This is a genomic window from Pseudomonas sp. DC3200b2, from assembly GCF_049895785.1.
GTDB classification, from domain to species: Bacteria; Pseudomonadota; Gammaproteobacteria; order Pseudomonadales; family Pseudomonadaceae; genus Aquipseudomonas; species Aquipseudomonas massiliensis.
In genome coordinates this window covers 341,554-354,603 of the sequence record NZ_JAFCTA010000003.1, presented here as the reverse complement: position 1 = coordinate 354,603, position 13,050 = coordinate 341,554, and the positions used below count along the sequence as shown (strand labels likewise).

The 13,050-nt window shown below is 61.9% G+C and carries 7 protein-coding genes and 1 other RNA gene; 7 read left to right on the top strand and 1 reads right to left on the bottom strand.

Annotated features, from left to right (window positions below; genetic code table 11):
• Positions 1-105: 105 nt before the first annotated feature.
• From ACP691_RS10975 to ACP691_RS10945, 7 genes are all read left to right on the top strand, one after another.
• The gene (locus ACP691_RS10975) at positions 106-711 is read left to right on the top strand and encodes a hypothetical protein (protein ID WP_426149482.1); all 606 of its coding nucleotides are present in this window, start codon (positions 106-108) and stop codon (positions 709-711) included.
• 51 nt (positions 712-762) lie between these two features.
• Positions 763-2,658, top strand: coding sequence for a hypothetical protein (locus ACP691_RS10970; RefSeq protein ID WP_426149481.1), 1,896 nt, complete (start codon positions 763-765; stop codon positions 2,656-2,658).
• Positions 2,659-2,670: 12 nt separating this feature from the next.
• On the top strand, positions 2,671-7,716 hold the full coding sequence (locus ACP691_RS10965) for an RHS repeat domain-containing protein (RefSeq protein WP_426149480.1): 5,046 nt from the start codon (positions 2,671-2,673) through the stop codon (positions 7,714-7,716).
• A 141-nt stretch (positions 7,717-7,857) separates the two neighbouring features.
• Positions 7,858-8,397, top strand: a complete 540-nt coding sequence (locus tag ACP691_RS10960) for a fimbrial protein (protein WP_426149479.1) — start codon at positions 7,858-7,860, stop codon at positions 8,395-8,397.
• Positions 8,398-8,445: 48 nt separating this feature from the next.
• Positions 8,446-9,165 (top strand): fimbrial biogenesis chaperone, encoded by a 720-nt coding sequence (locus ACP691_RS10955; protein ID WP_426149478.1) that lies wholly within the window; start codon positions 8,446-8,448, stop codon positions 9,163-9,165.
• Positions 9,166-9,183: 18 nt separating this feature from the next.
• A complete protein-coding gene (locus tag ACP691_RS10950) occupies positions 9,184-11,646 on the top strand; it encodes a fimbria/pilus outer membrane usher protein (RefSeq protein WP_426149477.1) in 2,463 nt (820 codons plus the stop codon).
• Between the two features lie 23 nt (positions 11,647-11,669).
• Complete coding sequence (locus ACP691_RS10945) at positions 11,670-12,773, top strand: fimbrial protein (protein WP_426149476.1); 1,104 nt, start codon at positions 11,670-11,672, stop codon at positions 12,771-12,773.
• Positions 12,774-12,873: 100 nt separating this feature from the next.
• On the opposite strand, the gene ffs is transcribed toward ACP691_RS10945, so the two are convergent.
• Positions 12,874-12,970: signal recognition particle sRNA small type (gene ffs, locus ACP691_RS10940), an RNA gene on the bottom strand.
• Positions 12,971-13,050: the final 80 nt, after the last annotated feature.

Sequence of the window (13,050 nt, the reverse complement as noted above, 5' to 3'; positions counted from 1 at the left end):
ACAAACCTGCCAGCTAGGCACGGTCGGCGTTTGCTCCTTGAATGGCATCGGATCGTCATAACGACGCGTTCAATACAGGCCCAACGCATTGATACTGGAGGCTTTATGAAACCCTTTCGACTGACCACCCTTTTCCTGATAACGGCAGGACTGACGGCTATCGGCGCTACGGCGCAGGCCGAACAGGCTGTCTATGGCCAACAATGGTTCATCACGCAGAAGGAAAGCGCGGCTTCGTTCGACTGCACGCAAAAGGATGGAAAAGCGGTGGCGGGCGTCATCATCAGTGAAACCCACGACGGCGATGAGAATGCCGACACCACCATCGGCTGCGCCACGCTCAAGCAAGGCGGTGACGTGCTGTTATTGTCCGGCGATAAAGAGAAGACGTGGACAATTACAAAGGACAATGAATCCCAGGGCTACAGACTCACGGAGGATAAAAAGAACATCGCCGAAGTAGCCTGCCCTAAGAACAGCGTCCTTGTCGCCCGCTCGCACAAGGGCGACGAAAATGGCCCCACGACCTACACCTGCCAGACCTTGATCGATGCCTGGGGCAAGGACATGGTGCCTCGCCAGCGGCACTTGATGGTTGGTTCCCAATCTTCATCCGACCTGAAATGCCCAGAGCCTATGGCAGTGGTTGGACGGGCGCATTTCGGGGATGAGAACGGGCAGACCTATCTGGAATGCGCGCTGTTTTTCTGACCGTCCACAGGGCACGCATCCGGCGCGTGCCTGCTTTTTCTGGAGCAGACCATGAGTTTCTCTTTCCTTCGCCGCCCGCATCAGTGGCTGGCGTGGCTCGGGCTCGGCTGTAGCCTGACCGCGTTGGCCCAGGCGACTTCCGCGCCGCAGCAGAATCCGACCAAGGCAATACAATCCCCACCCGGCACCGTCATTCTGTGGAACGAACATACCGACGATGGCGACAACCTTAAATTCAACCCCAGCTGGGGTTGGGGCAATCAATACTCGCTCAAGACGGCCGATAGGCCCGTGCAGGCCGGGAAGGTCCGCTACCTGCGCTTCGTCAACATTCCCTCGGCCAGCACCCTGGTGCTGAGCAGCGGTGAGTTCTGTGAACAGAGCCAGGATCAGGACTTCTGGATCGAACTGACCAGCGTTCGTGAAAACGCGACCTACCCCATCGGGGAAGGCACTGCGAGCGTGTTGTCGATCAGTCAGTTGATGTCCCTGGGGCAGGACACCATCCATAGTGGTTTCAGGGTCAAAGCCAGCTATCGTAAGCCAGGCGCCTCGCTGGATGGCTTGGCCTGTGTTCGCATGACCACCTCGCGTCTGCCCGGCCAGGCCGTGCCCACACTACCGCTGACCCAGCTTGCCGGCGCATGGCGCAGCACGACCGGCACTGAAACGAGCTTGTGCGGCGACAACGCGCCCGCGATCATCGGCCGATCCTTCAACTTTGCCACGCATAGGTACGAGCATCGCTGTCTTAACCCGGCCTTGGGCTTGCAAGGTGGGCCCAAAGTGCCGGAGCGCCCGCCGGCCCAGTATGCAGACGGCTATGATATCTGTCCGGCGCACACCGCGGTTTGGTCATTTACCGGAACGACCGGACAAAATGCGCCCTATTACCGATTAGCCTGCCGGCAAGTGCTGGATGAACGCCAAAATCCTGTGCGGATCACAGCCGAGCCTAGGTGGCACGGCCCCTTCCTCGAAGGAGACAGCCGCTTCAGTTGCCCGGACGATCAGTTGTTGATTGGACGGAAAAGCACGAGCAGTGAAGCGTTTCCCGAGGATGCCCAAACCTGGTACCTGTGCGGAACGGTCCAAGGCTACCCATCCGCCTCGGCAGCGAAATCCGCTTCGTTAGCCCCCACCGGCCAGGTTCACTTCGTGGACGACAAGGGTAAAGACTACAACATCGGTCTTGGACAATTCGGCAGCGACCAGCGCTACGAATTCCGTAACTGGGGCAGCCCTGTGCCGAACGACGAGATTGCCAAGATCGCTTTGAGCGGCATTCCTTCAGCCACGCGCATCGTACTGACCGACGATGAACTTTGCCGCCCCGACCAGGGCAATTACGCCATTACCCTTACCAGTTGGAAAGAAGGTGCCAGCCTTCCCTTGGTCAACCTGTTGGACCTGGGCGCCAACGACCTAGGCTTTCCCGTTGGGCAAGGGCTGCGCCTGAATGCGCTCCGCGGCAACCCCACCCGGGGAACCCTCTCCTGCATGCGCGTGCAGTTGTCGCGCTTGCCGGGTGAGCCAGCGTTCGACACGCCGCTTCCACTGACGGACAGGGTCCTGCGCCCAGGCGCTGACAAGGCCACCTGCGCAGAGGGCGCGCTTAGCGCTTTCGTAAACCGCGCTGGTGCCTACGAATACCAGTGTGCGAAAACCGCCGAATTGCAGATGAAAAACTCCGAAACCCTGAAAGGCAGCACCGGAGGATGGGTGATGTGCCCCCATGGCAAGGTACTTATGGGCGCCAGGAAGGACGCCTATGAGTGCGCCGAGCCCCGCCTTGGCGAGGCCCCGTTGGCCGTGGAGCCCGAGGACGACTGGCGATCCGAAAGCGGGGGCAGCGCCAGTTGCCCGGACGGCAAGGTCATTGCCGGGCTGCGGCCTACCTCCACGCCGCTGCCGAGCCATGTACGTTGCGCCACGGTAAAGCAATAAGGAAGCTTTCTCATGACAGTCGAGACGAACGTTCAATCCAATGCCTTCAACTTTGGCGACTTCTTCACCCAAGGCGTTGATCCGCGTACCGGGCACTTTGCCGCTAGCCTGCGCTTGCCGAGCTTTCAAAGTGGCGAGCTGGCCGGGCCCAGCCTGTCCCTGGCGCTGAGCTACAACCTGCTCAACCCGCTGGATCAAGGCTTCGGTCGTGGCTGGATGCTGAACCTGACCCGCTTCAGCCCGGACAACCAGGGCATGCTGAGCACCGCCAGCGGTGAAACCTTCCAGGTCACGGCCGCCAACGGCATGCAGAAGCCGGCCACCATCCCCGAGCAGAAGCTGGAGGCGTTTCGGTTCTACGCCGATAGCCTCGCCACGGGCCCTTATCGACTGGTCCACCGTGGCGGGCTGATCGAGGAAATGAGCCTGCATGACGAGAACGGCCGAAGGGTCGCCCTGACAGACCGACTGGTCGGCCCGCTGGGCCATACCCTTCATCTCGAGTACGAGACTTACCGTAATGTCACGGTGTTGAGCAAGGTGTTGGACCATGACGGCCAAACGGTTTTACTGCACATCGACTATCAGGACCAACTGACCACGGTCACACTGGCGCCTGACGCCCCGCAACCGGGCCTGTCCATGGCGTTCGCCCGAACGGGCGGGCAGCTCGACAGCGTGAATCTGGTAGACATCGAACGCGGTCAATGGACGCTCGAGTACCAGACCATTCGCGGTTACGCTTGCCTTAAACGCATTGAAACGCCCCAGGGCGGCGTCGAAGAGCTGGAATACAACGACCAGGGGCACCCATTCCCCTGGCCTAGCGACGACCTGGCCAACAGGCCACCGGCCCTACCACGCGTAACTCGTCACAGACAGGACCCAGGCCTGGGGCAACCCCTGCTCGAAACGCGTTGGGAATACACCGCGCAGAATTATCTTGGCAATGGGGCCCTGAGCCGCTGGACCAACGATGGCAGCGATCAGCTCTATAAAGCAGCCGATGATAACTTCCGCTATGGTAGCACCGCCAAGGTTTATGACGGTCAGGCCCACGTACGCGACATCCAGCGCCGTTACAATCGTTTCCATCAACTGGTAGAAGAGACCACGGATGAGGACGGCCACAAACTCATTCGCACCGTCGAGTACCATATGGAAGCGGGCAAACCCTTCCAGGATCAGCCACGCTACTGCCAGTTGCCCAAAACCACCGAAACGCGCTGGCAGCTCGATGGCCACGGCACCCGTCTGGAAACCCTGACGCAAACGTTCGATCTTCACGGCAACCCGATGAGCGAAACAGGCCCGGACGGCGTCACGCTCAGCTATGAATATTATCCGCCGGAAGGCGTGGCGGGTGATTGCCCACCAGACCCTCACGGCTTTGTGCACTACATCAAAAGTAAAACCGTTAGGCCAGCCGGTAACGGCGAGGCAGATGCCCCTATTCGGATCACGGGTTATCGCTATGTAGCCATTCCCGCTCTGGCCGGCAGCCAGGGCGCGGGCCAGGTTTTGCTTAAAGAAGAGGCCTTGTGTCTGGAAGGCCAAGAGGATGCTCTGCGGGTATCAACCTATCACTACTATGGAGAGCCCGAGCTGGACACTCCCTCCTCCGCGAACAGGGCGCCCGGGCAGGCGATCGATACCCTGGCCCACGGGCGTGTTCGACTGCAGGAAGACATCCTGGGCGGCAAGCCAAGCTGCATGAGCTTTCAATATGCCCGGCGCGGCACATCGCTGTCTGACAGCACGCTGGACACCACCATCACCCTTACTGGCTTCGACAAGACCCAGAGCCAATCCAAGCGCTCGGTCGCCACGCTATCAGGCCTGGAAGTGGCGAGCGTCGATGCCGACGGGGTAACGGTGCGCTTCGTCCATGACGCCTTGCAACGGGTTATCGAGGAGTCCGTGGAGGGCGCCGACGGAGCCCATCGCGCTACCCGACGCTTCAACTATGAATTCGCCGGCCCTCCTTCGATGCAGGCCGTCGCACAGCAGGACAGTGAACGGGGCAATAGACAAATACTCACCGACGTGAAGGGTGTGCGCCACATCGAGGTTACGGATGGTCTCGGCCGGGAGGTCGCCCAGTGGCGGCAGCTCACCGAAGACAGCGCTACCCTCCAGCTCTCGGCTACGCAATACAATGGGCTCGGCCAGCGCCTATCGACGCAAACCTTCGACGATTTCGAGGCGGGTAAGGTGACGGTGCTGACCACGCATTACCGCTACGATGCCTGGGGTAACCTCTACAGCACCACAGATCCCTCCGGGCTGATCAGGGTGACCCGTATCGACCCTATTCCCGAGCACGGTGCCGCCGAGTTGCAAACCTGGCTGGAGCATCCCGACCACCCCGGGCAGCGGTGCCAGTGGAAGGTCACCCGGTTCAACGCCTTCGGCAAGCCTGGTTACGAGGCGCGACTGGAAGCAGCCAGGCAGGCCCCTGACGCGGGTGATAATCAACCGCCTGCTTTGATCAGTCGAATCGACTACGCCTATGACGGCCTTGGCCGCTGTATCTCCAGAACACAAACGCTGCGAGAACCACAGGATCGAGCCCCGGCTTCGAAATCGACGTTCACCCGCTCGGTCAGCTATCGCTACGATGCATTCGACCGGCTGATCGCTACCGCTTACGACGACCAGAGCGAAATTCGGCAAGCGTTCGCGGAGCATTCGGCAGCGACGTTACCGGTCAGCAAAAGTGTCTACGACCCTAACCAGGCGCTTGACGTCTTGGTGGGTGAGCAAGCGTTCGATGGTCTAGGCAGGCTGACCGAGCGTTCAGTCGGGACTCTTACAGAACGCTTTTTCTATCGAGGCGGCGAAAGCCGGCCTTATCAGTATCGACAACCCTCCGGTTATCTGGGGACTTACAGCTACGCGCCTGAGTTGGCCGACACACCTACGCGGATCGAAAGCCCAAGCCAGATTCGTGATTTCGACTACGACCCGGCCACCGGGGCGGTCACCTCGGCGGTCAGCGAGGGCGGCGAGCGTACCGAGTTCAGCTACAATGCGCTCGGCGAGGCGATCGGGCTCACATCCACGCCTCCCAATGGACCAATGCATGCCACCCGCCTGGCCTATAGCCGGCAAGGCCGCCGCATCAAGCGCGAGGATGATGGCGCGCAGGCCAGCACGCATGTCTATGATCGTTTCGGTCGTTCCAAGGCGATCAACCAGGACAGCCTGGCCACCGAATGTGAGTACGACGTCTGGGGTCAGGTGGAGCGAACCGTCACCCATGGGCCTGATGGCCAGTCGGTCTGCAGCCGGGAGTACGATATCCATGGCCGTGAATGCAAGCGCACCGTGTCTCTTCCAGGTGGCAAGCCAATCTCTATCCAGCAGTCGTGGAGCGACGACGACATGCCCTATCGGCGTGACTACCACGTCGACGGAGCGCTCGTATTCTCGGAATATTTCCGCTATGACGAACGCGGCAGGCTGTACGAATGCCGCTATGAGGGTGAGCCGGGCTGGTTCCCGCAGGATCGGCTGGGGCGCCCTATCATTAGCCAGTCCTTCTCGTTCGACGCGCTAGACAACGTCCTGATGACCGTTACCGAGGTGGCCGACGGTGATGCCGTGATCGCCCTCCATAGCTACGCCGATGACAACCCTTGCCGGCTTATGGGCATCACCTATAGCCCCGCGGACTATGCGCCGACGGAACACTTCGACTACGACGACAACGGCTGCCTGCTCACCGATGGTCGCGGTCGCAGCCTGACCCATGATGGGTATCGCCGCCTGGTCAAGGTCGCGGACAGCCAAGGCGCGACTACGCAGTATCATTACGACCCCCACGATGCATTGGTCGCGACTTCCGATGAGCATGGCGAGCAGGTTCGCTGGTTTTACGAGGGCTTGGCGCCGAATCATAGCCAGGATGCCACAGGAAGCCGCCAGTACCTGACGGACATCACCGGGGAGCCCGTGGCGGAAAGACTGCCGGACGGCCGGGTACTCTGGCAGGGCAGCGACCTGGCGGGGACCGTGCGGAGCGAGTCAATGACCGGGCACTATCAGCCGATCCATTATGACGCCTATGGCCAAGCCAGCCCCGGGTTGCAGGGCGGCCGGGGCTTCAACGGGGAACGGCGGGATGCGTTGTTGGCCGGGTACCCGCTGGGCCAAGGCTATCGCATCTATTTCCCGCATCTGGGTCGTTTCAACGCGCCAGACTCGGAAAGCCCCTTCGGGGTCGGCGGCGTGAATCCCTATGCCTATGCCAGCGGCAACCCCGTCACCTACCGAGACCCCACCGGGCACTACACCAGTACCATCATAGGCCCCGACTACCGCCCTCCCCTCGAACAACCGCAACGGGGCTTCTGGGAGCGTTGGCTGCCGGTCGCCATATCCGCCGTGATGCTAGTGGTGGGTATGGTCGTTGCACCTCCATCGGCGGTTGGCCTAGGTGCCTTCACTGTCTCGGCCCTGACGAGCACCGCCGTGCTCACTTACAACCTGTTGGTGGCGGCCGAAGTCGTGGAAGATGACGGCATAGTAGGGACCCTGCTGATGGTCGGGGATTTGGTGATCAGCGGCATGGCCGGAGCACTGGGACGCAAGGCAGTGGCCAAAGGGCTCAAGGCCGCGACGGGTGAAGCGGCGAGCACGTCGATCCTTAACATGCCCCAGACCGCCAGGGTCATCCCCACCACAAAGTTACTACCGATGCCCAAGTTCGATTTTTCAGGATTGGGCGACAATATGCAGGTATTCAAGGTAGGCAATGGGCAAGCCAGAGCAAGCATTCGAGCAGTTAAAACAGTAAGGTTCGAGGAGAAGGCTCAAATCCATCATATACCCGCTTCCCCGCGACCAAGCCCGCCCCCTACTCGCTCGCCTTCACCCGAAACGGTTATCCCGTCCAGTAGCTCGGCAGTCAGCGCGGCTCCACCCCCGTCGCCTGCCTCTGGATCTGAGCCGCTTCGCAAATGGGCTCCGCTAACGCCGATGAAATACATGCTAGGCACGCTGGCTATAAATCGAGAAGGTGGTTATAAGCACGTTTTCGCGGAGAGAATTTAAGAGTTTTTAACCTGAACATTTAGTAGGGAGAACGATAAGTTTAAGCCCGCCACGCCCCGTCGGCTTTTTCGAAGCCGTGCTGGCGGGCTAACCTTGCGTCCGTCCATGTGGCGTGGCGCCAGCCTTTACAGGAGTTCCCCCATGAAACGCCTTATCGCCACCGCGGCCCTGGTCCTGGCCAGCAGCTCGGCATTCGCCAATACTGGCTCCATTCAATTTCGTGGCCAGATCACCAGCGCTACCTGCCGCGTCGATATCGTTGACCCGGTAGCCCCGGGCGTGCCTACCCCCGTCATCAACCTGGGGGCTTACGACAGCAAATACTTCACCGCGACCGGACAGCGAACCCCTGCACGCCCTTTCGGGCTGTGGATTCGTGATGTTAGTACCTGCGGACTCTCAGCAGGAGACACAGTGAGCGTGACCTTCCAAGGGCAAGACGGCGAGGACGCTGACAATTACCTAATCAAGCAAGGCACTGGCACTGCCACCAAGGTAGCCTTGGCCATCACAGACCGAAAGCAGGTAGCGATCAAACCCGGCACCCCGAGCCCCACCTACTTGGTCGGTAGCAGCCCAGACCTTCAGATCAATTTCAACACGGCACTGGTCAGCACCGACAAAACGGTGACGGCAGGGGCGGTGGCGGCGGATGTTTCTTTCCTCGTCAACATTCCTTGAGTTCGGGGCGCCTGCAAAGGCGCCTCCCTTCACCTGAGGAGTTGACCGATGTTACGCCCCTTATCCCGGGCTCTGGCTGTCGGCATGGTCGTGGCCTTGATCACCCAACCCGCACACAGCGCCCTGACCATCGGCGCCACCCGCATCGTGTATGCGGGCGATGCCCGCAGCGCCACCGTGATGGTGCGCAACCCCTCCCAGCTCACCTACGCCGCTCAGGCGTGGGTCAATACCGAGGCGGACGATACCACCACACCGGTGCCATTCATTCCCGGCCCGCCCCTGTTCCGGCTGGATCCTGGCGCGCAGCAGCTGGTGCGCATTACCGGCCTGCCTAATGATCTGCCGCAGGATCGAGAAAGCCTGTTCTTCTTCAACGTGCAGGAAATCCCGGAGGTCAGGCACAGTGACGGCGGCGGCAATCGCTTGACCCTGGCCCTGCGCACTCGGATCAAGCTGTTCTACCGGCCCAAAGCCATCGCGGGCGAACCCCATCGGCACCTGACCGAGCTACGGTGGCGTAGCGAGGACAACGGGCGCACCCTGGTTGTCAATAACCCCAGCCCGTACCACTTCACCTTCAGCGATCTGGAGGCCAGCTCAGGGAGCGACACGCTGCGCATCACCCAGCGGCCCATGGTCGCGCCCTTTTCGGAACAGCGCTACAGCCTGCCCCAGTCACTGGCTACCCCCTGGACAGTCAGCTTCAGCGCCATCAACGACTACGGCGGTAAAAGTGCCCTGCTCAAGGCGCAGACCTTACCTTAACCCTGACACGGCAACCTCATGACTTATCCCTTTTCGCTGAGCAGGGGCGTGTGGGCGCTCGTGCTGGCAGGCGGCTGCGTGTCCGCCCTGCCCGCCGTCGCCTCGTCCGTTGTCTTCAACCCGGCCTTCCTGCACTCGGGCAGCACGGCGGCACAGGCGCTGCGCGATCTGGAACAGGGCCAGAGCCTCGCTCCGGGCCGTTACCCTGTACAGGTCACGCTTAACTACGAGGACATTGGTCAACACAGCCTGGCAATCGAGGCTGACGACGCTGACAACCTGCGGCCCTGCCTGCCCCTAAGTTGGCTGGAAAGCATCGGTTTGCGTCGGAACATTCTCGACGACGCAGACCTGTCTGGGGAAACTTGCCTGGACCTGGTCAATAAGGTTGAGGGCGCCGCGGTACAATTCGACGCCAAGGCGCTGAAAGTAACCCTCTCCTTGCCGCAGATCGCGCTCAAGCGGGCACGCCTGGGCTACGTCGACCCTTCTCGCTGGGACCCTGGCATCCGGGCTGCGTTCGTCAACTACCAGGCTACCCTGGGGCACGGCAGCGGCCGAACGGGACGCCAGGGGAGCGGCGATCTGCTGCTCAACACCGGCGTCAACCTCGGGCCCTGGCGGATACGTAGCCAGCAAAGTTTTCAGCACACTCAATACCAGCGCAAATGGCAGCGTCAGGCGACCTATGTGCAGCGAGACCTTCCCGCATGGCGAGCGAACCTGACCCTTGGCGAAACCCGGACCGGCGGTGAAGTGTTCAGCAGCGAGCCCATCACAGGAATGGTGCTCGCCAGCGACCCCGGCATGTTTCCGGATGGGATGCTCAACTACGCGCCCGTGGTCAGCGGCGTGGCCCTCAGCCGGGCCAAGCTGGAAATCCGCCAGAACGGCTACCTGCTCCATACCGGTTATGTCAGCCCTGGCCCCTTCATGATCGATGACCTCAATGCCAGTGGCACGGGCGAGCTGGAAGTCACACTCATCGAGGCCGACGGCCAGGTTCGCCGCTTTACTCAAGCATTCGCCACCCTGGGCAACCTGCTACGTCAGGGTGTCTGGCGCTACGAAGCCTCGGTCGGGCGCTACAATTCGGCGTGGACTGCGGCTGAACAGCCGCTGCTCGCCCAGGCGAGCATGGCGCACGGCCTCGCAGGAGGCCTGACGCTCTACGGGGGCGCCCGCAGCGCCGATCACTACCAGGCCGCTACCGTCGGCCTCGGCAAAGACTTGGGGATTCTCGGCGCGGCGGCTGCCGACCTGACCCATGCCCGCAGCGACGGAGGCCTGACCGGAGAGCATCAAGGCAACAGCTACGCCGTGCGCTATGGCAAGGCCTTTGCCACCAATACCTACCTGCGTTTCGCGGGGTACCGCTATTCCACCGAAGGCTATCGCGACTTCGGCGAAGCCCTGCGCGAACGTAGCCAGCCCTCGGCCTTCAGCGGCAACCGTCGTAGCCGCCTGGAGGCCTCTATCAGTCAAACCCTGCCAAGGGGTTCATCCCTGAGCCTGCGCTTATCCCAAGACGATTACTGGGGCACCCGCCCATCCCGGCGGCAGTTCCAACTGAACTGGAGCACAGGGTGGCGACAGGCGCAGTTCAACCTTTTCGCTTCACAATCGCTCACCGAACATCGCATGGGCGCCCAGCATGACCGCCGGTTGGGCCTGAGCGTTTCGTTGCCGCTGGACATAGGGGGATGGTCACGAGTCGGTTTCGACGCTCACCGCAGCCAGAACCGCTGGAGCCAGCAGGCAAGCGTCAACGGCTACTCCTCGGAAAAGGGACTGAGCTATTACGCGGCACTCGCCCAAGGGCCGACTGGCGACCGCACCGGGACGGTCAGTAGTGCCTGGCAGGGGCCCTACGGTAGCTACAGCCTGGGTCTGACCCAAGGCAGTGACTACCGAAGCGTCAACGCCAGCGCTAACGGCTCGCTGCTGGCCCACGGAGGCGGTATCACCCTTTCCCCCATGCTGGGTGAAACCGTAGCGCTGGTGGAGGTCCCCGACATTGAAGGCGTCGGGCTTCGTAACGGCGCCGCCGCCCGCACCGACCACAAGGGCTATATGGTGGCCCCTCACCTGCAGCCCTACCGGGTCAATACCCTCGAGCTGACCACCGATCAACTTGGCGCCGAGGTGGAATTCGATAACGGTGCCCTGCAGGTCGTGCCGCAACGTGGCGCGATCGTCAAGGCACGCTACGCCGCCCGACGCATTACCCGCCTAGTGCTGACCCTGCAGCGGCGGGACGGAACCCCTCTGCCTTTCGGCGCGCAAGCCCGGGACGCACAAGGCCGGTTGCTTGGCATCCTGGGCCAGGGTGGTCAGTTGCTGGTGGCCACGGACCTGGCGCCCATGTCGCTGGAGGTGGCCTGGGCAGATACTGCCGACGGCCGCTGCCAGCTCATGCTGGATCCTGATGACTTGCCGGAACGCGACGGCCTGCGCCAGGGAACATTCCAGTGCGGTTGAACCTATCTTATCCAGGAGCTCCTATGAACAAGGCCCAACGTTGGGCGCCCCTGGCGGTGGCCCTGTGGCTTCCCCTCTCCGGCGGCGCACTGGCAGGCGACCATGGCTGCAGATGGAAACCTGGTTTCGCGCCAGGCCCCATGACCTTCATTCACCGGTTCGGCACGCTCTATGTACCCAGGGATGCACCCATCGGCGCCGTGATAGGGACTGAAAAGTCCCGTGCGTTCCTCAATCGGGAAGGCAATAATGCCACCGTCCAGTGCTGGTGGGACCAGGCCGGGGGGAAACCGGCCCCGGAATTCACCTCGACGCCTGTCGTGCCCATGGCATCACCACCAGCCAACCCTGGGGGTAGCTACGACCCTCAGCGCTTGCTGGAAACCGACGCGCCGGGGATCGCTGTCCAGATCGAATACGACCAGTCCATTGGCTATAGCGCCGGAACCTGGCTTCGTAGTGCCGATGGAGGGCCCGCCATCGCCCCTCAGCATGGGGAGATGCGCTATGGCAATGCCCCGACGTTCCATGAATACGCTGGTGGAAACGCTTGGTTTACCGTGGTGAAGACTGGCGCCTTGCCCGCCGGCCCCCTTCAGGTAACGCCTCGGACGCTCTACCGCGGCAATTTCACCGATATCCCCGATGCGTTCACCTTCGCCACGGAAGGCACGATCATTGTGGCGCAGTGCTCCGTGGGCTCCAACGCTCCGGTGGAAGTGGACTTGCTGCGCTGGGACCAGAGCCATTTCACTGCCCCAGGCACTGTGACCACCGCTGTCCCCGTGACCCTGGCGCTGCACAGTTGCCTCGACGATCCCAACAATGGTGTAGCCACGGTACATGCCCACTTCACCCCGAAAGATGGCAGCCAGGTAGTGGGTGACCCGGCCGAGGGTGTGATCTCCCTCGGTAACGGCGCCACCGCCAAGGGCGTGGCGATACGCTTGCTCAAGGCCGATCTGAGTCCGATGCCGCTTAACACCACCACCCCCGTCAGCCAACTGCCCCCAAGCGGCAACCTGGACCTGGCATTCGCCGCGCAGATCATCCAGACCGCGCCCGCTAATCAGGTCACCGCCGGCACCGTCGAGGGCATGCTCGAATTCACCTTGACCTATCAGTAACGAGCACGCGCGTGCCATGCAGGCATGCGCAAGCCTGATCGCCGAAGCAGTGGCCGAGGGCTGGAATCAAGGGGACAAAGAAGGGATCGGTAGGTGGCAGCCCCACCAGCCACACCCCGGCACACGATGTTCCCGCTATGGCTGCTTCCTTCCGGATCTGACCAGGTTGACGGGTAATCATTGCGAGGGGACCGGTGGGGCCACCATGACGCACGCTGGCCGGGTTGCCCGGCAAGCGGGGGTCATTGTACAGGCTTGGCCGCGGGATACAACCTGC

Coding starts and splice junctions, on each gene's coding strand:
- ACP691_RS10945 (WP_426149476.1), top strand. CDS start 11,670: ATGAACAAGGCCCAACGTTGGGCGCCCCTGGCGGTGGCCCTGTGGCTT.
- ACP691_RS10960 (WP_426149479.1), top strand. CDS start 7,858: ATGAAACGCCTTATCGCCACCGCGGCCCTGGTCCTGGCCAGCAGCTCG.
- ACP691_RS10950 (WP_426149477.1), top strand. CDS start 9,184: ATGACTTATCCCTTTTCGCTGAGCAGGGGCGTGTGGGCGCTCGTGCTG.
- ACP691_RS10955 (WP_426149478.1), top strand. CDS start 8,446: ATGTTACGCCCCTTATCCCGGGCTCTGGCTGTCGGCATGGTCGTGGCC.
- ACP691_RS10975 (WP_426149482.1), top strand. CDS start 106: ATGAAACCCTTTCGACTGACCACCCTTTTCCTGATAACGGCAGGACTG.
- ACP691_RS10965 (WP_426149480.1), top strand. CDS start 2,671: ATGACAGTCGAGACGAACGTTCAATCCAATGCCTTCAACTTTGGCGAC.
- ACP691_RS10970 (WP_426149481.1), top strand. CDS start 763: ATGAGTTTCTCTTTCCTTCGCCGCCCGCATCAGTGGCTGGCGTGGCTC.